23 protein-coding genes are annotated in these 23,534 nt (G+C 52.1%); 8 read left to right on the top strand and 15 right to left on the bottom strand.

The genetic code is table 11. The features are described from left to right. Nucleotides 1-61: 61 nt before the first annotated feature. The 10 genes from AC4IE8_RS05890 to AC4IE8_RS05845 form a co-directional block, all read right to left on the bottom strand. A complete protein-coding gene (locus tag AC4IE8_RS05890; protein ID WP_490790544.1) occupies nt 62-574 on the bottom strand; it encodes an HAD domain-containing protein in 513 nt (170 codons plus the stop codon). Between the two features lie 441 nt (nt 575-1,015). Continuing rightward, nucleotides 1,016-1,267: a hypothetical protein gene (locus AC4IE8_RS05885; RefSeq protein ID WP_490790543.1), complete on the bottom strand. Its 252-nt coding sequence runs from the start codon at nt 1,265-1,267 to the stop codon at nt 1,016-1,018. Between the two features lie 76 nt (nt 1,268-1,343). Continuing rightward, nucleotides 1,344-2,114, bottom strand: coding sequence for a DUF2569 family protein (locus AC4IE8_RS05880; RefSeq protein WP_490790542.1), 771 nt, complete (start codon nt 2,112-2,114; stop codon nt 1,344-1,346). A gap of 437 nt (nt 2,115-2,551) precedes the next feature. After that, a complete protein-coding gene (locus AC4IE8_RS05875; protein WP_490790541.1) occupies nt 2,552-3,526 on the bottom strand; it encodes a site-specific integrase in 975 nt (324 codons plus the stop codon). A gap of 204 nt (nt 3,527-3,730) precedes the next feature. Then, complete coding sequence (locus tag AC4IE8_RS05870) at nt 3,731-4,699, bottom strand: polyprenyl synthetase family protein (RefSeq protein WP_068990002.1); 969 nt, start codon at nt 4,697-4,699, stop codon at nt 3,731-3,733. A 67-nt stretch (nt 4,700-4,766) separates the two neighbouring features. Continuing rightward, on the bottom strand, nt 4,767-5,582 hold the full coding sequence (gene mutM, locus AC4IE8_RS05865) for a bifunctional DNA-formamidopyrimidine glycosylase/DNA-(apurinic or apyrimidinic site) lyase (RefSeq protein WP_490790540.1): 816 nt from the start codon (nt 5,580-5,582) through the stop codon (nt 4,767-4,769). Beyond that, nucleotides 5,575-6,051, bottom strand: coding sequence for a hypothetical protein (locus tag AC4IE8_RS05860; RefSeq protein WP_490790539.1), 477 nt, complete (start codon nt 6,049-6,051; stop codon nt 5,575-5,577). The genes mutM and AC4IE8_RS05860 overlap by 8 nt, the downstream gene beginning before the upstream one ends. 16 nt (nt 6,052-6,067) lie before the next feature. Then, nucleotides 6,068-7,399 (bottom strand): GldG family protein, encoded by a 1,332-nt coding sequence (locus AC4IE8_RS05855; RefSeq protein WP_490790538.1) that lies wholly within the window; start codon nt 7,397-7,399, stop codon nt 6,068-6,070. Beyond that, nucleotides 7,399-8,124: an ABC transporter permease gene (locus AC4IE8_RS05850; RefSeq protein WP_068990010.1), complete on the bottom strand. Its 726-nt coding sequence runs from the start codon at nt 8,122-8,124 to the stop codon at nt 7,399-7,401. Before AC4IE8_RS05850 ends, AC4IE8_RS05855 begins: the two co-directional genes overlap by 1 nt. Beyond that, nucleotides 8,121-9,032: an ABC transporter ATP-binding protein gene (locus AC4IE8_RS05845; RefSeq protein WP_490790537.1), complete on the bottom strand. Its 912-nt coding sequence runs from the start codon at nt 9,030-9,032 to the stop codon at nt 8,121-8,123. Before AC4IE8_RS05845 ends, AC4IE8_RS05850 begins: the two co-directional genes overlap by 4 nt. A 315-nt stretch (nt 9,033-9,347) precedes the next feature. Between AC4IE8_RS05845 and AC4IE8_RS05840 the strand changes: the two genes are divergently transcribed. Continuing rightward, the gene (locus AC4IE8_RS05840) at nt 9,348-11,342 is read left to right on the top strand and encodes a hydantoinase/oxoprolinase family protein (RefSeq protein WP_083226005.1); all 1,995 of its coding nucleotides are present in this window, start codon (nt 9,348-9,350) and stop codon (nt 11,340-11,342) included. Nucleotides 11,343-11,428: 86 nt separating this feature from the next. Here the strand turns inward: AC4IE8_RS05840 and rpmG are convergent, their stop codons facing one another. The 3 genes from rpmG to radC all read right to left on the bottom strand — a co-directional run bounded on the left by rpmG (nt 11,429) and on the right by radC (nt 12,686). Beyond that, the gene (gene rpmG / locus AC4IE8_RS05835; protein ID WP_068990016.1) at nt 11,429-11,584 is read right to left on the bottom strand and encodes a 50S ribosomal protein L33; all 156 of its coding nucleotides are present in this window, start codon (nt 11,582-11,584) and stop codon (nt 11,429-11,431) included. An 18-nt stretch (nt 11,585-11,602) separates the two neighbouring features. Next, nucleotides 11,603-11,839, bottom strand: coding sequence for a 50S ribosomal protein L28 (gene rpmB, locus AC4IE8_RS05830; protein ID WP_068990018.1), 237 nt, complete (start codon nt 11,837-11,839; stop codon nt 11,603-11,605). Nucleotides 11,840-12,011: 172 nt separating this feature from the next. Next, entirely contained in the window at nt 12,012-12,686 is a 675-nt protein-coding gene (gene radC / locus AC4IE8_RS05825) for a RadC family protein (protein WP_490790536.1), read from the bottom strand. Nucleotides 12,687-12,843: 157 nt separating this feature from the next. On the opposite strand from radC, the gene coaBC reads away from it, so the two are divergent. From coaBC to slmA, 4 genes are all read left to right on the top strand, one after another. Further along, nucleotides 12,844-14,046 carry a bifunctional phosphopantothenoylcysteine decarboxylase/phosphopantothenate--cysteine ligase CoaBC gene (gene coaBC, locus AC4IE8_RS05820; RefSeq protein ID WP_068990019.1) on the top strand — a complete coding sequence of 401 codons (1,203 nt, stop codon included), beginning with the start codon at nt 12,844-12,846 and terminating at the stop codon, nt 14,044-14,046. 36 nt (nt 14,047-14,082) lie between these two features. After that, nucleotides 14,083-16,596 (top strand): phosphomannomutase/phosphoglucomutase, encoded by a 2,514-nt coding sequence (locus tag AC4IE8_RS05815; RefSeq protein ID WP_068990021.1) that lies wholly within the window; start codon nt 14,083-14,085, stop codon nt 16,594-16,596. Between the two features lie 65 nt (nt 16,597-16,661). Beyond that, the gene (gene argB, locus AC4IE8_RS05810; RefSeq protein WP_068990027.1) at nt 16,662-17,558 is read left to right on the top strand and encodes an acetylglutamate kinase; all 897 of its coding nucleotides are present in this window, start codon (nt 16,662-16,664) and stop codon (nt 17,556-17,558) included. Next, nucleotides 17,558-18,172, top strand: coding sequence for a nucleoid occlusion factor SlmA (slmA, locus tag AC4IE8_RS05805; RefSeq protein WP_068990030.1), 615 nt, complete (start codon nt 17,558-17,560; stop codon nt 18,170-18,172). Before argB ends, slmA begins: the two co-directional genes overlap by 1 nt. 38 nt (nt 18,173-18,210) lie before the next feature. Here the strand turns inward: slmA and AC4IE8_RS05800 are convergent, their stop codons facing one another. Beyond that, nucleotides 18,211-19,179 (bottom strand): DUF4124 domain-containing protein, encoded by a 969-nt coding sequence (locus AC4IE8_RS05800; protein ID WP_490790535.1) that lies wholly within the window; start codon nt 19,177-19,179, stop codon nt 18,211-18,213. Between the two features lie 86 nt (nt 19,180-19,265). Between AC4IE8_RS05800 and AC4IE8_RS05795 the strand changes: the two genes are divergently transcribed. After that, nucleotides 19,266-20,012: a sulfite exporter TauE/SafE family protein gene (locus AC4IE8_RS05795; protein WP_068990036.1), complete on the top strand. Its 747-nt coding sequence runs from the start codon at nt 19,266-19,268 to the stop codon at nt 20,010-20,012. A 266-nt stretch (nt 20,013-20,278) separates the two neighbouring features. On the opposite strand, the gene pyrE is transcribed toward AC4IE8_RS05795, so the two are convergent. Continuing rightward, nucleotides 20,279-20,920, bottom strand: a complete 642-nt coding sequence (gene pyrE / locus AC4IE8_RS05790; RefSeq protein ID WP_490790534.1) for an orotate phosphoribosyltransferase — start codon at nt 20,918-20,920, stop codon at nt 20,279-20,281. A 441-nt stretch (nt 20,921-21,361) separates the two neighbouring features. Here pyrE and AC4IE8_RS05785 point away from each other — a divergent pair, with 441 nt between their 5' ends. After that, nucleotides 21,362-22,759 carry an AmpG family muropeptide MFS transporter gene (locus AC4IE8_RS05785; protein WP_490790533.1) on the top strand — a complete coding sequence of 466 codons (1,398 nt, stop codon included), beginning with the start codon at nt 21,362-21,364 and terminating at the stop codon, nt 22,757-22,759. A 67-nt stretch (nt 22,760-22,826) separates the two neighbouring features. Beyond that, nucleotides 22,827-23,507, top strand: a complete 681-nt coding sequence (locus tag AC4IE8_RS05780; RefSeq protein ID WP_068990047.1) for a sulfite exporter TauE/SafE family protein — start codon at nt 22,827-22,829, stop codon at nt 23,505-23,507. Nucleotides 23,508-23,534: the final 27 nt, after the last annotated feature.

The raw sequence follows: 23,534 nt of genomic DNA, 5'->3' as shown, positions 1-23,534 counted from the left end.
CCAAGTGGGGACTGCGCAGGTATCTGAATATGGTGCCACTGGAAAAACAGCAACTGGAAAATCAATTGACTGCTTGATCAACGAGACACCGCCAATGAAAAGTGCGAAAGACTTTTGACACTACCATTAAATTATTAACCTCTAGAGTAGTTAAGCCAACGTTTCCGTTAGTTATATGAGATGGCGTATTCACTGGATATAGAGATGGATTGTCGTCTAGAGCAAGCCATGATCTATCTTGATATTTATTCTTTTCTAGATATATCTGTATCTCTTTATATCGAGCACTAAAATCTATCTCTGGTGTTTGTCCTATGACTCGACCTAGAAATAGATTCTTAAAAGGCTTCCAACCAAAGTCTAATCTCCATGTGCTTGTTATAACAACACTAGCATCTAATTTGTGTATCAATCGGTTAACTTGTAGGACGTTATCTTTCCTAAAATATGGGCCATCTCCATATAGACCAAACCGTCGTAGTTCATCTAAATTTGACGGAACGCTATTTGTAATAGGGTGAGTAACGCCATCAAAATCTAAAAATAAAATAAATTTTACTTTTCTGTCAGCCATGGTATCAATATGCAGGTTGCAATCCGAGACTAAACTGCTTTATACAAGGTTCCAGATATTTAAAAGGTTAAAGTGTTGATTACATAATGCATCTTTTCTAATTATTATTATATGTGACATCAAGCAGTAAAAATTAATATTTTCATATCAGAAGTCTTATTGTCTATTGTTTGTCTATTAGTAATGTTTGATTACTTATATATCTAATTATAAAATAATTTATGATGATCATTTGTAGCGAAAATGTATATCTATTTTCTTAATTATATTTATATGGTTTCTGAAGGCAACAAATAAGAATTATCGAAGTATAACTTGTGATTGTCAATATCTATACATAACCTAAACTTTAGGTTGTGTGTTTGAAAATAATACTTCTTAAAAAATCGCTTGATGCTAAGTGGTATAGTTCCATCGTTACTCTTTTGATATAAATTAAAATTAGCTAAATAAAGCGCCAATAAAAAAAATTGGTGTTGTGATGATTGAATATATAACGATTTGTATAATTAGTAGTTTAGGTAATGCAAATACACCATCATTAGAAATGATCCCTTGTATTTGAGAGGAGCGTACAATAAAAAAACCTACTGTCATTATCAAGGAAGAAATAAAGATGTAATACCAATCAAAGCCACTGTAACCGGTATAACCTGCTAAGAGAACCCCTAGTAAGTAAAATAGATTGCCCATAATTAAGTTCCTATATAGTTAAAATCATTCAGTGATTTAGACCACAGATTTACATATAAAGCTTTATAATATTGTATTAGGCAACTTTCACCCGGCTTTTTAACATCTGCATGTGTTTCCTTTTGAGTCTTTTTCGAGTGGTAATGTTTATTCTTTTAGATTTGTAAACATATATAATCCAAAATAGACTCGTAATAGATGCAGCAATTTGTCTCGATATTTCTTGGCTAGTGTATAAATCATCAACTGTCAAATTTATATCTGCGTTCTTAAAAACAGAAATAACAGCAAACGTATCAACAATTGGAAGAAGTATAAATGAGAGCATGAGAATCAGATATAATTTTTGAAATTCAGGTTTGTGTTTTATTAGGTAATACAAGGTAAGTAAGCAAAAACATGCCAACAACCAATTGGTGATTTCCTCTATTCTGTATAGTGCTACTATCCCATTAATATGAGCAAAATCGGATACAATAATATCTTCCGCATAAAATTCAATTAAAATCTTAGCTGGCGATAGCAACAGCCCAAGGACAATTAAAAAAGCCCATCCAGAAATTCCATAGTACTCATGTGTTTGTGCTACTGACTCTTCAACATAAATCCATTTCTTTAAATCTTTAGAATTGGATTTGTGCGTAAAAAAACTATTAAATATTGATGGCCAAATCCATGTGATCGACCAAAATATCCAAACTGGGCTTGTAAAGATTAAGATTCGTATTGCATAGTCTGGTATATCCCAATAGCTTTTATCGTTTACTGAAACAGCTAAAATGACGATCACAAACCATGCGATTGACAAAAACAAAAACAATCGAAATTTAGTTGAATATGATTCCATTTAAAAATCCATTTAGGTACGTATTGTCTGCAATATTGAAGAGATTGTTTGTTAAACACTTCGTCAGATAAATTGAAAAACTGTATGTGTAAACATTTTATTAACAGTATGTCTATTTTTTCCTTTTGTGTTAATGCTCAAGCAAAAACTAAACCAAAACAATATTTCTATCAAAATCAAAGTATTATAAAAACCTATCAGAAAAGTCTGTTAAATTAATCGACACTTAATTATTAGATTACTTCGTAAATTCCTCAGATTCAAAAATAATACAATTAAAAACTTAAGAAAAATTATTCGGCTTCTATATACATGCATATACAGCCCCACCCTGGTCCCTGCCCAGTGGGTATAACAGTGATCATCATAACCAACTGTTATCATGGGTAATTTAAGGGTGTTGTTAAGTGTGGTTTGTATCACGTATAACAACCAAACTACTCAAGCTTTTTCACTAAGCTCTCAGGTCTAATGTGTGTGTATCGTTTCAACATTCTCAGGTCCTGATGCCCGGTTATGGAACTCACTTCCATTATGGATAGACCTTTTTCAAAGAGTCGGGATGTGGCTTCGTGGCGCAGGTCGTGGAACCTCAAGTCATCGATACCAGCTCGTTTACAGGCTCTTCTGAAAGCCGTGCTTACTGAATGTGCCTTAATATTCCATAGGTAACCATCCTTTACCTTGCTCAGTCTTGAATGAAGTATCTTGGTTGCCTTCTTACTGAGTGGAATACGTCGAGGTGTATCTGTTTTACTATTTGGTATATAGAGTGTTCTAGAAGAGAATGAGATATCAAATCTAGTGATTCTTAGGATCTCAGATCGACGTAGAGCTGTTTCAAGAGCTAATTCGACTAACCCTCGGACTATAGTGTTTTTCAAGGCTAAAAGGAGCTTGTATTCCTCCTGTCTATCTAATCTTCTGGATCTGCCTTTGGATTCCTTGGGTAATCTGATTTTTGAAACTGGATTTCCCTTAGGGAGGTGAATGTTGAAGTCTGTTTCAGCTGTATTCAGGATAGTGGAAAGTAAACTGAGTTCTCTTCTCGTTGTACCTGACTGGATCGATTCCAGGCGTTTATCTCTGTACTTAGTGACTACATGAGGCTGCAATTGGCTCAGTGTGTAATGACCTAGAGCAGTTCGTAGAGTATTAATCCTGATTAGTTCAATCTCCTTGCCTTTTTTACTTGGCAGGATTGTTTTTGAATAACTATCAAGGAGTTCATTCAAGGTTGTTTTTTCTGCAGCTGATGCATCCACAAACAACCCTCGTTCCATCTTTGCTTCAACATCTTTGGCAAATGTCAGAGCTGTAGACTTGTCGGAAAAGGTTTTACAGATTGTGGGAAAGTTTTGTTTGCGAATCAGAACCCGATAACGGTTTGATCGCTTTGTGATGGTCGCCATTTGATCACCTCAACTGATACAGGATTGATACAGTGAGGTTCTTGAGTGAGTGTAACTATTTGATTGTGAGGTTAATTGTAACCTCCGGCCCCTGCCTCCCGAAGACAGTGCTCTACCAGGCTGAGCTACACCCCGATGCTTGATCCGATCGGTTATCAAACCGATACGGCGAACAGCTGATGTTAGCGGAATCGATAGGCCGGTTCAATGGGTTCTGGCGACAGAGTAATCGGCAAGATCCGCCAGTGCCTGACGGTAGTCGCTGTCAGGTAAAAGTTTCAGTGCCTGTTTGGCCTGCTCGGCATGTTGTTGGGCAAGCTGCTGGGTGTAGGTGATTGCATCACTGCTGTGTATCGCCTGCAGAACGAAATCGATCTCATCCAGGCCACCATTTTCGATGATTGTGGCCAGCCGTTGGCGCTGCTGCTGATCCGACTTTTTCATGGCCTGGATCAGGGGCAGGGTGGGTTTACCCTCAGCCAGATCGTCACCGACGTTCTTGCCGATCTCTTCATTACTTGAGTGATAGTCCAGGGCGTCATCCACCAGCTGGAAGGCAATCCCCAGATGAAGGCCGTAGTCGGCCAATGCCTGCTGCTGTTGCTCCGATATTTCAGCCACCACGCCGCCCAGACGGGATCCGGCCTCGAACAGGGTGGCGGTTTTACGCTTGATCACTTCCATGTACTCAGCTTCGCTGGTTTCTGGATTGTGCACATTCAGCAACTGCAGCACTTCACCTTCAGCGATTCGGTTGGTGGCATGAGAGAGGATATCCATCACCGGCATCTGACCGACTTCCACCATCATTTCGAAGGAGCGGGAGTAGAGAAAATCCCCGACCAGTACGCTGGCTTCGTTGCCCCAGACCGCATTGGCTGTCTCCCGGTTGCGGCGTAGATCGGAGCCATCCACCACATCATCGTGCAGCAGGGTCGCGGTATGGATGAATTCGATGATGGCAGCCAGGTTGATATGCTGGGCGGCATCATAGCCACAGGCCCGTGCTGCCAGGAGCACGATCATCGGGCGCAGGCGCTTGCCACCACTATGGACGATATAGGCGCCAATCTGATTGATCAGCACCACATCGGACTTCAGCTGTTGAATGATCAGCTTGTCTACAGCATCCATGTCGTCGGCGATGAGTTGGCGTAGAGCTTTAATATCCATAGCTGGTGTCGGTTGAAACAAACCAGCGCATGCTAGATGAGTGGTCAGGATAAATCAATGGGGACGCTCAACGCTGGCATGTCGCGCAATAGAATGTGGAGCGTTGTGCGATGGTTTTCTGGCGGATCGGCGAGGCGCATCTGGGACAGGCTTGATCGGTCTTGCCATACACTTGGAGCTGCTGGGCGAAATAGCCCGGATTGCCATCCTCCCGCTGGAAATCCCGCAGCGTGGTACCGCCCTGAGCGATTGCTGCGGTCAGGGTCTCTTTGATCGCCTCGACCAGCTTCCCATAGCGGGATTCGGCGATTCTATTGCTCGGTCTGGTGGGGTGTATGGCCGATTTGAACAGGGATTCGCTGGCATAGATATTCCCCACCCCAACCACAATCTTGCTGTCCATAATCAACTGTTTAATGGTCACCCGCCGATGTTGCCCCTGTTCGTGCAGATAGGCGGTGTTGAAACTCTCCTCCAGTGGCTCAGGCCCCAGCTGAGCGATCAGGGGGTGCTGGGAGGGGGGGTGGTCGGTCCACAGTACCGCGCCGAAGCGTCTTGGGTCTCTCAGCCTGAGCAGTTTGCCACCGCTTACCTGGAGATCGAAATGGTCGTGTTTTTGAACGGTGCAATCGGGGGGGAGGATCCTCAGACTGCCGGACATGCCCAGATGGATGATCAGGGTGCCGTGGTGGAAGGCCAGCAGCAGATACTTACCCCGCCGGGATACATTGAGCAGTTTGCGGCCTTTCAGTTGCTGGGGCAGATCGATGGGTATCGGCCAGCGCAGACGGGGCTGGCGAATCACCACCTGTTTCACCTTTTTCCCGGTAATGTGCGGTGCAATCCCCCGGCAGGTGGTCTCGACTTCAGGCAGTTCAGGCATCGGGTTGCGCCAACCAGGCCTCTAAAGGTGCTGTCAGATGGTGGTGGTAGCCATTGCCGATCAGGTGAATCACCCCATTGTATAGTACGTAGCGCCAGCCATTGAGTGGGTCGATATCACCGAAGGAAAAACGCGCCTGGTCGAGCAGCAGCACGATTCCGGGATTATCCAGGCCGAAAGGTGTGAGGTCCGGTGGGGCGGGAAATTGTTTGAGACTGGCGGTCTGACTGATCGTCAGTAGTTGCTCAATGCGTGAGGTGAGTCCCGGTCGATCGTCAATCAACCATTGGTCTTGCTCAAGTCTCATGGTCAAGCTGTTTGTCCCGGAAAGGATGGTGATATTGCGGATCTCTGCTGGGGCAAGTTGGCTGAGTGGTGCCATGGGTTCAGGCTGGGATTGCCATACCAGCACGGCCAGCAGGCCGATAACCACCATCAGGATCAGATTAAGACGCAGCTTATGGGACATGGACGGCTACTATGCCTCAGGCCCGGTTACGACGCCACACCATCAAGCCGCCAAACAGCAGCAGTAGCAGTGGTGCAACAATCAGTGTGCCGATGCCAATCACCCCAATGGCCAGATTCGACAGGTGTAATTCCCGGTCGTTGGCCTGTTTGACCGGGATGCCGACCAGTTTGTCATCGCCCACCAGCCAGCGGCTCAGGGTCAATCCCAGATCCTGGTTGCCCGCATTGCTGAGAAAACTGTTGGATAGAAAATCACCATCGCCAATCACCATGATGCGTTGTTGCTGCCGGTTGACCAGTCGGGTCAGCGCCACGCCCAGTGTCAATGGCCCCGCCTCTTCGCCGGCGAGTGGGTTTCGCTCGATCTCCCCCTGCAGGGCGCCGGTTTCATTCCAGCTCTTATCCAGGGTCTTCAGCAGCGGCACCACCGACCACATACTCTGTTCGGGTATCGCCAGGGCGGCGGCCTGGGGGAACAGGGTCAGCAGATTGAATGCCCGGGTGGCCTTGTGATCCGGGTATCTGGGAACCAGTGCAATCGCCGGGTTGTCGATCCCCAGCTCTTTGACGTTGGCGTCGACAATGGTTCCCGGTAACTGTTTGATGCCCGTCAGCTGGCGCATCAGTGAGTCTCCGATTCGGCTCTCCGGTTCACTCAGCAACAGCAGATTGCCCCCCTCGGCTGCATAGGCTCTCAAGCGGACAATTTCCACTTCCAGCAGGGGTCTCTGAGGTGAGGGGATGATCAGTAGGGCGGTATTGTCCGGTGGCGTTGGGGTGGTTGCCAGGTCGATGTTGATGACCTGATACCCCTGCTGCTTGAGGGCGTTACCGAAATCTCCCAGGTCATGATTGGCCCTTCCGAGCAGATCCCGCTCACCATGGCCGGTGAGTCCGGCGATCCAGCGGGTATGGGTTTGCGAGAGTCGCAGCAGGGCGTTGGTGAACTGCTCCTCATCCAACTGTTGAATCCGCTCTTCCCGATTGTTGTAGTTGAGCACCACTTCACCGGAAAGACTGATGCCCTGGCGGCGGGTCTGATCCGGATGGCGCAAGGGATCGATAAGGGAGAGCTCGATATCGGGTTTCAGATGCTGATAGCGGGCCATGAAGCGAGTCAGCTGATCACGGATTTTGGCCGTTTCCGGTACATAGGCGGTGACTGTCAGCGGACCGGGGATACGTTGTACGATATCGATACTGACCGGGCTCAGGCTGTTGCTGCCCTGGTGTGTCCAGTCCCACTGGTTATCATAGCGGCCACTCAGCCAGGCCAGCAGAACCAGAATCACCAGCATCATCAGGTAAAAGAGCAGATCGTTGAATCCGATTCTGAGCCAGCCCATTATCCTCTCCGTCTTCTATCGAGTCGGTGCAGGGCCAGCCCGAGAAAGAACAGGGTGAGCAGCAGGAAATAGGCGATATCACTGAGACGAACCAGCCCCAGCTGCAGATCGAGATAGTGTGAGGGCCAGGCCAGCCAGTGAATGAAACTGCTGGCCTGGGTATGTTGATCGAGCAGGGAGAGCAACATCAGCATGCCGTAGCTGGCCGCTGCGGCAATACCCGGGTTTTCGCTCAGAGCGGAGAAGTAGAGGCCGATACCGGTAAAAGTGCCGCTGAGCAGTAGCAGGCCAAGGGTGGCGGCCAACAGCAGCCCCAGATCGAGATCTGTTCCTGAGGAGAGGGTCAGGCAGAGCAGCAGGGGGATCAACACCAGCATGCTGAGATATCCGACCACCGCAATGAATTTACCGGTCAATATGGACAGATTTGAGAGCGGGGCACTGCTCAGCAGTGCATAGCTGCCGTTGCGGAATGTCTCACTGAAGAGACGGGCGGTCAGAATCGGCGTGATCAGCAGAATCAATACCGCTGCAAGACCGTAGAGCTGCAGACTTAAATGGTGGCTGAGTCCCAGCTCCCGGTGAGCTGTCTGCATGCCGCTGAATGACTCAAGAGTGCCGAGAAACTGCCAGCTCAGCAGGCAGAGGCAGAGTGCCAATGTGCCCCAGGCGAACGGAGTTCGCATCAGTCGCCGCCACTCTATCCAGGCCAGAGAGAGGCTCACTGCAGACCTCCGGTGGTGGCTTGCAGAAACAGCTGCTCCAGGCTTCTGGAGGCGGGTGACAACTCGCACACCTGCCAGCCACGGCCAAGCAGTTGCTCAAGACACTCATTGGGTCGGTAGCCAGGCTCCAGCGTGATCAGAAAATAGTCGGTATGCAGCTGTTCCGCTGTGGCGATGGCCGGCAATGCCGCGATTTCCGACTCCAGGGGGTTCTGTTCCAAACCCAGGCGATAGCAGGTCTGTTCGGCTGGGGTGATATCCCCATTGTATACGGTCTTGCCCTGCTGCAGGATAACCACCCGGTTACAGGTGGCCTGGATCTCTGACAGAATATGGCTGGAGAGTATCACCGCCTTGTCTGCTGCCAGCGCTTTGATCAGCTCCCTCAGTTGACGTATCTGACCCGGATCCAATCCATCGGAGGGTTCATCAAGAATCAGCAGCTGTGGGTCGTGGATGATCGCTTGAGCCAGGCCAACCCGTTGCTGGTAACCTTTTGACAGCTTGCGGATCAGCCGTCTGCCACTCTGCTCCAGGCCACAATGTGTTTTTGCCATTGATCTGGCTTCGCCGATCTGAGCTCTTTTCAGCCCATGCAGGTAGGCGCAGTCTGTCAAAAACTCATCCACGGTCTGGTCCGGGTGGAGCGGCGGGCGTTCAGGCAGGTAACCGATGTTGCGCTTGGCCTGCTGCGGTTGCTCAAGCAGATCGAAGCCGCAGATTTCCACATCGCCGCTACTGGGTGCAAGATCCCCGCAAATCATCCGCATGATGGTCGATTTACCCGCACCGTTCGGACCCAGCAGACCCAGTATGTCTCCCCGGCTGAGCTGAAGGTCGAGGGGCTGCACAATCTGCTCTTGATGAAAGCTTCTGGATAACTGGTTGGTTGTCAGCAGGTTCAGCATATTCGATTGATTGAAGAGAGATTATTCGCGCCAGTTGGAGCTCAGTCACCGGGTTAATAGCCGAATTGGCTCCGGCCAAACATAACACTCTTGGCCCACTATGCAAGGGGTGGGACAAGAACCATTGCGCATTTTTCATCAGGTCCGGGGCAAATACCCAGCTAGAGATTCGCCTGCCCAAGTTGCAAAGCGTTAATTGGCTAAGTTGAACGGATTGCCGGACGCCTGAGAGCTTTTTAACAGTAGTGTTTCAATGAGTTGCATTCGGCGGGTACACTTCGCCACTCAGAATAATTTCCCGATTCAGGTTAGTTGATGACAAGTCAGGTTTCAAACAGTGCTGCGCCACTCATGCTGGGGGTCGATACCGGCGGTACCTTTACCGATTTTGTTCTGCTCAGAGGTGAGCAGATCGAAACACACAAGGTGCTCTCCACCCCGCAGGCTCCTGAACAGGCGATCCTTCAGGGTATCCGCGAACTGAACCTGGAACCCTTGAAGCTGATCCTGATTCATGGCTCCACCGTTGCCACCAATGCGGCCTTGGAGGGGAAAGGGGTTCGCACCCTCTATATCGGTAACCGGGGGTTGGCCGATCTGCTGACCATCGGGCGCCAGGCCCGTACAGAGCTCTATAACCTGCAACCTGAAGCCAAGCAGTCTCCGGTGCCAGCTGAGCTCTGTGTCGAGACTGGCGGGCGGCTGGGTGCGGATGGGGAAGTGGTCGAAGCCCTCAGCGAGCAGGACCTGGCCCGACTGAAAGCGGAAATCCAGCGCTTGGATCCCCAGGCGGTGGCGATTAATCTGCTGTTCAGTTTTCTTGATGATCGGTTTGAACGAATGATTGAGCAGCTGGTGCCGGAACAGCTCTTCTGTTCCCGGTCATCGGAAGTGCTGCCTGCCAGCGGTGAGTATGAACGTGGTATTGCCACCTGGCTGAACAGTTGGGTTGGTCCCCTTGTGGCGGGCTACCTGAAGCGTCTCAATGAAGCTTTGCCCGGGGTACGTCTGTCGGTGATGCAGAGTTCCGGAGAGGCGATAGCGGCAGATCAGGCAGCACGACAGGCGGTGCGGATGTTGTTGTCGGGGCCGGCTGGCGGCCTGGTGGGGGCCGGTTTCGTGGCGGCGGAATCGGCAAGGACACAACTCTTGACTCTGGATATGGGGGGCACTTCCACCGATGTTGCGCTGATCGATGGTCAACCGCGACTGACCCGGGAGGGACGGATCGGGCCCTGGCCGGTGGCTGTTCCGATGGTCGATATGCATACCATCGGTGCCGGTGGCGGCTCCATCGCCCGACTGGATGCCGGTGGCATGTTATTGGTGGGGCCGGAGTCAGCCGGGGCGGACCCCGGGCCGGCCTGTTATGGCCGGGGAGGAGAGGAGGCGACAGTCACCGACGCCAACCTGTTGCTTGGTCGGTTGAGAGAGGATGCCTTTCTGGGCGGTCGAATGAGACTGCAAAGGCCGGCAGCAGAGGCGGCCGTAGGTCGTCTGGCCGAACAGATGTCCCTGCCATTGACCGCAGTGGCAGAGGGGATTGTGCGGGTGGCCAATGAGCATATGGCCCACGCTCTGCGTGTCACCTCGGTACAGCGGGGTGTCGATCCGAGACACTACACGCTGGTCTCATTTGGTGGTGCCGGGGGGCTGCATGTTTGCGCCTTGGCCGACGCGCTGGGTATGAGCTGCGCGCTGGTGCCGGTGAGTGCGGGGGTGCTTTCAGCCCTGGGTATGCTCGCCACCCGACCCGGTCGGCAGCAGATCCGCACCAAGCTGGGGGTGCTTCAGAGCCTGGACGAGCTCACGATCAATCAGGCGCTCAAGCAGTTGGCGGCTGAGGCCAGCGAGGATCTGATCAGGGAGGGGGTTGGTGAGGATGAAATCGAGGTGGAATACTCTCTGGATCTGCGCTATCTGGGGCAGTCCTATACCCTGAATGTTGCGTGGCAGAGTCTGCCCCAGGTGGAACGGGATTTTCATCGTCTGCACGAGTCTCGCTACGGTCACCGAATGAGCGGTGATGTCGAGCTGGTCAACCTGAGAGTGGCGTTGCATGGTGCCCGGGCCGAGATGGCGTTGCCCCGGATTGAGTCAAGTGTCATGGGTGAGGTGCGGGAGTGGTTGGATCTCCCTGGAGAAGAGGGCGCTGTGCCCCGCTACGAGCGGGCTGAACTGGCCCTCGGTCAATCGATTGAAGGGCCTGCGCTGATCAATGAGATGGCTTCCACAACCTGGTTGGCAAGAGGTTGGCGCTGTGAGGTGGACCCGGCTGGAAACCTGTTGTTGGAGCGGCAGCAGGGCTGAGCGGGTCCGCGTTAACAGGTCCAAAACAATCGGGGCATAAAAAAACCCGCCGGAAGGGCGGGTTCTTTCCAGGGATTGCTCAAGATCTATTTGATCTTGGACTCCTTGTACATCACGTGTTTGCGTACCTTGGGATCAAATTTCTTGATCTCCATTTTGCCAGGCTGGTTACGCTTGTTCTTGGTTGTGGTGTAGAAATGTCCGGTCCCGGCGCTCGAGACAAGTTTGATTTTATCACGCATGACTCATTGCTCCTCAGATCAGATTTTTTCGCCACGGGCACGAATCTCGGAGAGAACCGTGTCGATGCCTTTTTTATCGATGATGCGCATACCCTTGGAAGAGAGACGCAGACGAACCCAGCGGTTTTCACTCTCGACCCAGAACCGATGCGTATGCAGGTTGGGGAGAAAACGGCGCTTGGTTTTATTGTGCGCATGGGAAACGTTGTTTCCCGTAACCGGGCGCTTTCCGGTAACTTGGCAGACTTTTGACATCGTCAAAACCTCAAAATTTGGTTATCCCTGGGGGCGAAAGGCGCGTATTTATATCAGAGTGCCAGCTTTGAAGCAAGGGAATTCCATGATTTGTCGGATCTGGGTTGTACGAATTCAGGTACCCCAGCCCAGGACTGGGGTGGGGCGGTAGGTATCGGGGATGGCGAACGACTCAGATCATTCCCCGTTCAGCCAGTGAGGTGGGTATTCCTTCACCGATAATGAAGTGGTCCAGCACCCGGATATCCACCAGTGCCAGGGCGCTCTTCAGCTGATCGGTAATGGCCCTGTCGGCCTGACTGGGTTCGACCACGCCGGATGGGTGGTTGTGGGCGAAAATCAGTGCCGCAGCATTGTGCTGCAGTGCCCTTTTTACCACCTCGCGCGGATGCACACTGGCGCCATCGATCGTACCGCGAAACAGCTCTTCATAGCAGATGACCCGGTGACGGTTATCCAGAAACAGGCAGGCGAAGACCTCATAGGTATAGTGACGAAGTTTGCTGTGGAGGTAGTGGCGTGTCTGTTGCGGATTGGTCAGGCTGTCGTTCTGCTGCAGTTGCTCATGAAGATATCGTCTTGAGATCTCAAGGGAGGCCTGAAGTTGGGTAAATTTGGCCACTCCCATCCCTTTGGCTCGGCACAATCGGCTCTGGTCGGCACGCAGCAGCGCACCAAGACCACCAAATTCACCAAGCAGGTTGCGGGCGAGATCCACGGCTGTGAAGCCTTTGATGCCGGTGCGCAGAAATATCGCCAGCAGTTCTGCGTCGGATAGGCTTGCAGCGCCCCCGTTAAGCAGTTTTTCCCGTGGGCGATCGTCGCAGGGCCAGTCGGTGATGGGCATCCAGACCTCCATGTCTTTGTGTAGAAGCAGGGTTGGGATAATAGCCGGTTTTTCGCGGCAGGTGCATCATTAATATCTTATATAACACGGATTTATTAACATTTTCAGGTGCATGGGGTAATCTTGTCGGAATGAGCAAATGGTCTAGGCATAAGGGATGAGCTGTCTCAAGAATAAAAAAATCCTCCTCGGGGTTACCGGAGGCATTGCAGCCTATAAAAGTGCTGTACTGTTGCGCGGATTACTGAAAGAGGGTGCCGAGGTGCGTGTGGTGATGACCGCAGCCGCCAGGAGTTTTGTCACACCACTGACCTTTCAGGCCCTGTCCGGTCATCCGGTTCATACTGAACTACTGGATCCTGAGCAGGAATCGGCCATGGATCATATCAGTCTGGCTCGTTGGGCGGATTTGGTGTTGGTGGCTCCTGCTACGGCCAATTTCATGGCAAAGCTGGCCACGGGGCAGGCCGATGATCTGCTGACAACCCTCTGCCTTGCGACGACGGCACCCATTTCAATCGCACCGGCGATGAATCATCAGATGTGGCTGAATGGGGCAACCCAGGAGAATCTTGAGAAGCTGTGTGCCCGAGGGGTGATCTGCTGGGGACCGGCCGAGGGGGATCAGGCCTGTGGTGAGAATGGGCCGGGCAGAATGGTCGAGCCTGAGTTGTTGTTGCAGCAGGTTCAGCACTTTTTCACCCAAGGGACTCTATCCGGTGTGCGGGTTCTGATGACTGCAGGATCTACCCGCGAACCCATTGATCCGGTTCGATTTATTGGCAACCGCAGTTCAGGCAAGATGGGCTTTGCATTGGCACAGGCACTCAGTGAGCAGGGGGCTGAGGTCACCCTGGTCAGCGGTCCGGCGACGGTGTCGCCGCCGATGGGTATTACTCGCATCGATGTGGAGCAAGCCGATGAGATGCGCCGGGAAGTTATCAACCGGGCCGCTGATGCGGATATCTTTATCGGTGTTGCTGCGGTGGCAGATTATCGACCTCGCCAGGTCGCAAGTGAAAAAATCAAGAAGGATAGGGAATTAGTTACACTGGAACTCGTGAAGAATCCGGATATACTCGCAGAGGTGGCCGGTCTCGATGGCGCTCCGTTCTGTGTCGGTTTTGCAGCTGAGACAGAAAATGTGGAAGCCTATGCCGAAGCGAAGCGACAAGCCAAAGGATTGGATCTGATTGCAGCCAATCAGGTTGCTACAAAGGAAGGTGGCTTCGAGTCGGATCAGAATGCTCTGTTGCTGCTGTGGCAAGGGGGGCGGGAAGTTCTGCCCATGATGTCCAAGCATCAGCTGGCAAAGCAGCTCGTAGAGCGGATTTCAGAACAATATCATGCCAGTAGGTAAGCGCTGGTCAGTACTGAATAGAATTCAGGGTTAAATATGGTTTTCTCTAAAAACAACGGGGAGCAGATGGCTAAACAGGGAAGTGGACGTTCAATAAAAGGTTATTGGACGATCGGTGTGTTAGGGATCTTGGTTCTTGTTGCTGCCAGTTGGGCGGCAAACTTCTACCTGATGGATAACGCGAATCAGATAAAACAGCAGCATCAGGTTCAAACCATTGCTGAAGTTCTCGCGAGAGGGCTCAGTGCAAATATCCAACAGCGCACCGATCTGATCAACGGGCTGGCCAATCAGGAGATGACCGCAGCCGCACTCGAGTTGGACGATCCACAGCATCTAAGCCTGGAACAGCAACGATTGGCGCAACTGGTGCCTGACGCCCTAATGGTTCGCTTGCTGCCGTTGGGATTCAGTGAGCCGGACACAAGTTCAGCGCCGAATATGGGATATGCATCCCTGTTGTTACTCAGACAAGCCGAAAACAGCTCCCAAGCCATGGCTGCGGAATTGCACCAGTTCGGTACCCCACATCAACATATTGCCGTTGCCTCCTCGGTCCGGGATCAGGCCGGAGAGATTAAAGGTGTCCTGCACGTGGCCTATCCCACTCAGGAGATTCAGAGTCTGTTGGATTCATTGGGCAACTTAAACGGCCGTATCGAATGGCAGCAGGTGATTCCCGGTAAACCGCCACTGATGCTCGCCGCCAAAGGGGGCACTCCCACATCAAAATCACAACCTGATGGGGTGGTATCGATCGCTGGCAGTATCTGGCAGATTGCCTACTGGGGTTCCGTCGGCACAGTATTGGATCCTGTTGCATTAGGGATACAGGCTGCACCTGCAGCGATTCTGTTCCTGCTGGCCGCTGTTTTGTTGATGATGCTCTCACAGCGAATGACCAAAGCTTTGAAAACGGATCAGACCAGTATCCTTTCTCTGGTTGAAGCCTTGGTGGTTGGTCGTCCGCCAAAATCTCAATCAGCTCTGTTGAACGATCTGCAGCCTACCTTCGATGTGATGGAGCATCAGATCCGGGAGTATCGAAGCAATCAGGCTGGCAAGGGGGCTACACGGACTGCAACCACCTCAGGTCAAGCGGAAATGGGAATCTCTGTCGAAGAGGGTTTGCCAGCCGTGGAGACGGCACCGGAAGCGACAGCCCTGGCTCCCAAAGTCGATATCTCCGCAACGATCTTCCGTGCCTACGATATCCGCGGTGTGGTTGGCGAGACATTCTCAGAAGATGTGGTTGCCCGGCTGGGTCAGGGATTTGGCAGCGAGGTGTTTGAAAGGGGCCATACTGCCGTGGTGGTGGGCCGTGATGCCCGCAATTCCAGTGAAAGGTTGCAGAGTGCCCTTATTCAGGGGTTGCAGAGTAGCGGTCGGGATGTGATCGACCTGGGATTGGTGCCGACTCCCCTGCTGCACTTTGCGGTTAATGAGCTGGACGCGGAGTGTGGCGCCATGGTCACCGGAAGCCACAACCCCTCTCAATACAATGGATTGAAAATGATCATCAGCGGGGAGAGTCCATCTACCGAGGCTATCCAGGGGCTTCGCCGTCGCATCGATGCGGATCAGCTGCTGGTGGGTGAGGGTAGCTTCGATTCCAGGGATATCATCGAGGATTACATCGAACGGGTGGTCTCCGATGTGCGCATGGGGCAGGCCCTAAAGGTGGTTGTCGACTGCGGTAATGGCGCAGCGTCGGTGGTTGCACCGGAACTCTATCGTCAGCTTGGTTGTGAAGTGGTGGAACTCTACTGCGATATCGATGGTGACTTCCCCAATCACCATCCTGATCCAGGTGATCCAAACAACATGGCCGACCTGCAGAAGGCGGTGGTCGATCACCAGGCCGCATTGGGCCTTGCGTTTGATGGCGATGGTGACCGTATTGGACTGGTGGATTCTTCCGGAAAGATCATCTGGCCAGACCGACTGCTGATGTATCTGGCGATCGATGTGCTGACCCGGGAGCCCGGTGGTGACATCATCTACGATGTAAAATGTACAAGACACCTGGCGAATGTCGTGCTCTCGAATGGCGGTCGGCCATTGATGTGGAAGAGCGGTCACTCCATGCTCAAGCACAAGATGAAGGAGACCCATGCACTGCTGGCCGGTGAGTACAGTGGTCATATTATCTTCTCTGAACGCTGGTACGGTTTTGATGATGGCATCTATACCGGGGCCAGATTGCTGGAGATTCTCTCACTGGATTATCGTACCAGTGCTGAGGTGTTCGCAGAGCTGCCGGAGAGTCTTTCAACACCAGAATATGTCGTGCGTCTCGAAGAGGGGCATGCGGAAACGGTGATGGAAGCCCTCGATCTGCTGCCGGACATTCCCAACGCCAGAATGGTGAAGATCGATGGTCTGAGGGCCGAATTTGAGCAGGGTTGGGGATTGGTGCGCGCTTCAAATACCTCTCCGGCTTTGCTGTTCCGATTTGAAGCGGAGTCAGAGGCTGAGCTTGATGAGGTCAAAGGGGTCTTCCGTGAGTTGGTCAACAAAGTTGATCCCCAGCTTGAATTACCGTTTTAATCATGTGTAAGACGCTAGATTATTTGGCATACTGTTAGGTTTCCTCAGAAAGTAGTCACCTTAAGATGAGTTTATCCACCGATCAGGCGCAGAATGTCGCCCATGTTTTAACCTCGGCTCTGCCCTACATCCAGCGTTTCAGCGGTAAAACCCTGGTCATCAAGTATGGCGGAAATGCCATGGTTGATGAGGCGTTGAAAAACAGTTTTGCGATGGATGTTGTGTTGTTGAAACTGGTGGGTGTCAATCCGGTGGTGGTTCATGGTGGTGGCCCTCAGATCGGCAACCTGCTGCAGCGATTGGGTAAGGATTCGCAGTTCATTGAGGGTATGCGGGTCACTGACAGTGAGACCATGGATGTGGTGGAGATGGTGCTGGGTGGCTTGGTCAACAAGGATATTGTCAGTCTGATCAACCGAGCCGGAGGCTCTGCAGTCGGATTGACCGGCAAGGATGGTGACCTGATCCATGCGAAAAAGATGGTAATCAGCCGCCGAGGCCCGGAGCTGGATGTCCCGGAAATTATCGATATCGGCCACGTGGGTGAGGTTGAGAGTATCGACGTCAGTGTGGTGAACATGCTGGTGCAGGGTGACTTCATTCCTGTTATAGCTCCGATTGGCATTGGCAAGGATGGTCACTCCTACAACATCAATGCGGATCTGGTGGCCGGCAAAGTGGCTGAGGTACTGCAGGCTGAGAAGTTGATTCTTTTGACCAATACACTGGGTCTGCTCGATAAGGATGGGGGATTGCTTACCGGTCTGTCTGCTGAGCGGGTGGATGAGCTGATCGAGGATGGCACCATTCATGGAGGGATGCTGCCGAAGATCACAACCGCCCTGGAAGCGGTCAAGGCAGGTGTTTCGACCTCACATATCATTGATGGCCGCGTTCCTCATGCGGTACTGCTTGAGCTGTTCACGGACGAAGGCGTGGGAACATTGATTCGGCGCCGCTGATGAGTAAGCAGACCAAGGTTCCCCGCCGGCAGTTGATCCTTGAAGCGCTGGCCCGGGAGCTTGAACAGAACCCTGGTGACCGGATAACAACCGCCTCGCTTGGCCGGGCGGTTGGCGTTTCCGAAGCTGCGCTTTATCGCCACTTTGCCAGTAAGGCAAAGATGTTCGAGGGGTTGATCGATTTTGCTGAAGAGAGTGTCTTTTTAAGGATCAATCAGATCCTTCAGGAGCATGCCGATGCTGAAACCCGATGTGCCCAGATACTCTATCTGCTGCTGCTCTTCTCTGAGCGCAATCCAGGCATAACCCGGGTTTTGCTGGGAGATGCGCTGGTCGGTGAGACGGAGCGACTGTTGTCCCGGGTAGGACAGTTTTTCGAGCGCCTTGAAACCCAGCTCAAACAGGTGCTGAGAGAGGGTGAGCTGCGCAGTGAAGGTCGACCATACGCTCTGGACAGCGCTATCTCTGCGAATATGATGACAAGCTTGGCCGAGGGATTGATGCATCAGTATCTGCGCAGTCGTTTCAAAATATCACCGCTACAGCATTGGCAGACCCAGTGGCCGCTGCTTGCCTCGACCCTGTTTCCGAAAAACGCTTCCGACCGCCAATAAGAAGGTGTTATCCGCCTAAGCGGAGATCACAGCCGGGGTTACTGAAGCAGTGCCTGTTGGAAACCTGCTTTTATCTGCATAACTTCCGGTGTCTTTTCACAGGCCATTTTCAGCGAGGGATCCTTTTTGCACTGCAGATCCATGAAGATGACGGTATGACCTTTTTTCGGGTCCTCAATGCGTGACATTGAGATACTGATGTCACCCTCTTTGACCGGTTCTGCGGTGATGACAATGTTTGAACCATCGACCTTCACGGCAGTCGTGCTGTGCTTTTTAAGATATTGCTTGGCCAGTCTCCAGGGCTTGTTACACGCCATATCCGATTGACAATTGAAGACGTTCTGCAGAGCATCATTGAAACTATCCTCTGCTTCTTCGATAGGATTGGTGGTGCTGTTGAGCTTTCTCAGTTCGCGAAAGCGTTTCAGATCCATGGCAAAGGATTGGCGAATGCGGTTCTTATGGTGTTCACGGTCGATGATTGAACTGTAGGCATCCTGCAGTGCCTGGCGTTTGATACTGATGTCTTTCAGCATCTTTTTCGATACCGGCTTACCACTCAGCTCTCTTTGAGCGGCAAACTGTTCCATATCATCGAGGGTTGATTTGAGACGTTTGACATTCGATTGGGTGACGCGAATATGAGTATCCACGGCCTGCAACTGACCGTTACGGGTCATTATGATATCGTCTTCCGTACGGAAAGTTCTCAACAGGACACGATCCAGCGCCTGTTGCTTTTCCAGCACCCGCTGACGCTCGATTCTGAGACGCTCCTGCTCCAGTTCCTGCCTCATCTCCTCATCTGTTTTCGCCGCATCCACCTTTCTCACGGTGATACCTTGTTGGTCCAGGTGGGATCTTGCGCGATGAGTCTCGGAGGGCGGTAGCTTATCTGAGTAGTGGGTGCGACCTTCGTCATCCACCCACTTGTAGAGCTTTCCTGCGTAACAACTGAGCGACAGATTGAAGCACAAGAAGAAAATAATACTGAGATTTTTCAAACCCATATCCACTGAAAATTCTGACTTATCGAATATACACCAACTTCGATTATACTGCTCGACTCATCTCTTAAGATAGCTGCTTTGTGGAACAGTTCACCCTTTTAACTATTTCTATTCTGGCAAATCTCTTTTCCGCCTTCTCCGGCGGCGGTGCCGGCTTGGTCCAATTGCCCGCCTTGATATTCCTTGGGTTACCCTTCGGTATCGCCCTGGCGACCCATAAAGTGGCCTCAGTGGCCCTTGGGATAGGCGCCACCATAAGGCATTTGCGGGAAGGGGGATTGGAGCGGCAGTTTGTCATCTTTATGCTCGGTGCCGGATTGCCCGGGGTGATCATCGGCGCCAGTCTGATTCTGCAGATACCTGATCGGATCGCTGAGGTGGCGTTGGGTATCCTGACGCTGGGTCTGAGTTTCTATTCGTTCATGAGTCCCCAGCTGGGCCAGGAGTATCGAGCTATTCATAGAGACTGGAAGGGGATGCTCTACGGTGCCGTGGGACTGTTTCTGATCGGTGTGCTGAACGGCTCACTCACCTCGGGTACCGGCCTGTTCGTCACCCTTTGGCTGGTCCGCTGGTTTGGGCTCGATTACCGACGTGCCGTAGCGCATACGCTGGTGCTGGTGGGTGTGTTCTGGAATGGTGCCGGCGCCATCACCCTGGGAATACTGGGAGAGATCTGGTGGCAGTGGTTACCGGTGTTGATTGTCGGTTCACTGATTGGCGGCTATCTCGGTGCCCATCTGTCGATTGCCAAAGGCAACCGATGGATCAAACGTGGATTTGAAACGGTAACCCTGCTGGTGGGGATCAAACTGATTGTGGGTTAGATGTTAAGTGTCTATGAGGTCTGCAGGCATCTCCGGCAGAGGTGCTGCCAGAGATCCTGAGTAACTATAGGAGATCGGCCATTGGGGAAAAGGCACTTACTTAAGCACTAAAACTCATTGCATCTCGTTTTATCAAAGGGTTTTGGTGGGGCATGGCCCCACCCTACACCATGAATTCAACAGTAGGGTGGGGCCATGCCCTACCAAATAGTGATTAAGTAAGTGCCATTCACCACTAGAGCCGATTGGATTAGTGTTAACACGCCCTAGACACCATAGGTTTGGCGATAGGCCTGAATCCGCTCAAGGTCCGTTGCGGAGTCCTCTTTCTGTTGCAGATACTCAATCAACTGCTTAAGCCTGACAATGGCGCTGACCGGCAGGCCGTAGTCGGCTTCGACCTCCTGAATGGCAGATCGCTCACCCTGTCCTCTCTCCTGTCTGTCCAGGGCAATCACCACACCGGCTGGGGTGGCCTGCTCCTGCTTGATGATCTCCACAGACTCACGTACCGAGGTACCGGCCGAGATTACGTCATCAATGATCATGATTCTGCCTTCCAGGGGATGTCCGACGATGACTCCCCCTTCACCGTGATCCTTTGCCTCTTTGCGGTTGAAGGCGTAGGGCAGGTCCAGGCCGTGCTGATCGTAAAGGGCGGCTGCCGTTACTGCGGCCAGGGGAATGCCTTTGTAGGCCGGTCCGTAGAGCACATCGAATTCAATCCCGGAATCAACAATGGCTTGGGCGTAGTAGCGTCCCAATCTGGCCAGGCTGGCTCCGGTGTTGAACAGACCCGCATTGAAAAAATAGGGGCTGACACGACCGGATTTCAGAGTGAATTCACCAAATCGCAGTACCTCGACATCGAGTGCGAAGTCGAGAAATTCCCGTTGATAATCCTGCATGATTGAATACCTGTTTTGAGCAAGGTGCGCATTGTAACCCATTATTAATCCCCTAGGGCCTGTTACCACTAATCCAATACGCCCTGCTGGGACTGTTTTAAGTCCAGCAAGGCGGAATGCGCGTGGTGTAGCCCGGCTACATGAGTGAATGATCGCGCCGCTGGGCGCAAAAACAGACCCAGCCCCCTCTTTAAGATCAATATGGGGGTTGCGCCTGAAGAAGCGTCACGAAGCGTTACTCGTCACTCATTTGGAACAACCAAACTACATGCCTCGCGCCTTGATTGGCAGTTTTTCAGGCACAACCGGGCGTATTGGATTAGTGGTAACCGGCCCTAATCAGGGGTAACCCGGATTTTCTCAAAATAGTCTCTGTTATGAGACAGTATCCGGGTAGCAGCCTATAATGGCTGCTCTTTCCACGAATAAGAGGTATCTGTGATGACCGCCGGCAAATTATCCGATTGGCGCCAAACGCTCTCCATCTATTGGCAGCCGGGTGTACGGAATATGCTCTTTCTCGGCTTCTCAGCCGGATTGCCCCTGTTGCTGGTTTTCGGAACTCTCTCTTTTTGGCTGCGCGAGGCGGGTATCGCCCGCTCAACCATCGGTTTCCTAAGCTGGGTGGCGCTGGCCTATGGTTTCAAATGGGTTTGGGCGCCTCTGGTGGATCGTATGCAGTTACCCTGGTTGACCCGGCGCTTGGGGCGCCGTAGAGGCTGGATGATTTTCGCCCAGGGTCTGGTGATTCTCGGGCTTTGCAGTCTGGCACTCTCCGATCCTTTGCAGGGTGTCTACACTTTTGCCCTGCTGGCCCTGTTGGTGGCTTTTGCCTCTGCCACTCAGGATATCGCCATTGATGCCTATCGGATCGAATCCGCCGAGGTCAAATTGCAGGGTTATATGGCGGCCAATTATATGATTGGTTACCGGTTGGCGATGATCGTCAGTGGTGGTGGAGCCCTGGGTATAGCTGGTTGGATTGCGCCGGAGGGGAGTGGCTATCAATTACATGCCTGGACGGTTGCCTATCTCTGTATGGCGTTGTTGATGTTAATTGGTGTGATTACTGTATTGTTGATCGCCGAGCCGGATGTGCAGCCTGACCGTGACACCTTGGCGCAGGAAGCCAAGGCTGAAAAGCTGATCGAGCAGCAACAATGGATGCCGGGACGGCTGCGTCAATTTACCGAGTGGATGTTCGATGCGGTGGTCAGTCCATTCGTCGACTTCATCAGGCGCTATCATTGGCAGGCGGTATTGATTCTGGCACTGATCGCGACATATCGGATCTCTGATGTGGTGCTTGGAGTCATTTCAAGTGTTTTCTATGTCGACCTGGGTTTCAGCAAAGGTGAAGTTGCTCTGGTGGTCAATGTATTCGGGGTTGCGATGACTTTGATTGGTGCGGTTGCCGGCGGCATGCTGGTAGCCCGATACAAGGTGATGCCGATACTGCTGTTGGGTGGGGTGCTGGCTGCAGCCACCAACTTGCTGTTTGCCTGGATGGCCAGTGTGGGACATAACGTGATTTTTCTGACCCTGGTAATCTCCGCGGACAATTTAAGCGCCGGTCTGGCGACAGCTGCCTTTGTTGCCTATCTGTCGAGTCTGACCAATGCCTCCTATTCAGCAACCCAGTACGCCCTGTTCAGTTCAGTGATGCTGCTGTTACCGAAGTTTATCGGCGGTTTCTCGGGTCTGATGGTGGACAATATCGGTTATACATCGTTCTTCATGATCACCGCATCGATGGGTATCCCGGTGATCGTGCTGATTATGCTGGCTATGCGATACTTACCGGCTGTCGATGCGAAACCGGATGAGTCAACGGCTTGAGGTGCGGCAATGTGTGGGATTGATTGGATTCAAAGGCGTTGGTCGATGTTTTGTAGGAGTGAGCTGAATGGTTGAACAGGGTAGTTATCTGGCCGCCTTTGTTGTCGGATTACTTGGGGGCGCCCACTGTGCCGGTATGTGTGGTGGTATTGTCGGTGCTTTAACCTTCGGTCTACCCGAGCCGATCCGCAACCGGCTTGGGCAGACGCTGCCCTACCAGCTGGGTTATAACCTGGGCCGTATCACCAGCTATGTTATCGCCGGTGCCTTGATGGGTGGCCTGGGTGTGCTGTTGGCACAACTGGTGCCCGTCTATGCCGCACAACAGGTCCTGCTGGTGATCGCTTCCCTGTTCATGATCCTGCTGGGTCTCTACCTTGGGGGATGGTGGTTGGGTCTGTCGAGAATCGAACACCTGGGCAGTCGATTGTGGAAGAGCATCGAGCCTTTTGCGCGCAAGCTTCTGCCGGTCAAGACACCTGGCCAGGCCTGGGTGTTGGGCCTGGTATGGGGCTGGATCCCCTGTGGCCTGGTCTACAGCATGTTGATCTGGACCGTTTCTGCCGGTGGGGTGTTGCAGGGGGCTGGATTGATGCTGGCGTTTGGCCTGGGTACCCTGCCAAATCTGTTTGCCATGGGCATTTTGGCCGGGTCTTTGGCCAGATGGTTCAAGGATATCCGTATCAGAAGGGTGGCTGGATTGATGGTAATCCTGTTCGGCCTGGTAATGCTCTATCGCGCATTTTGAAGGTGCTTCAGAGCCAGGGATTGGCGC

The sequence above is a fragment of the Candidatus Thiodiazotropha sp. AKAK2 genome, from assembly GCF_058244685.1.
Note: the sequence above shows the minus strand (reverse complement) of the source record. Positions and strands in the feature narration are given on the sequence as shown.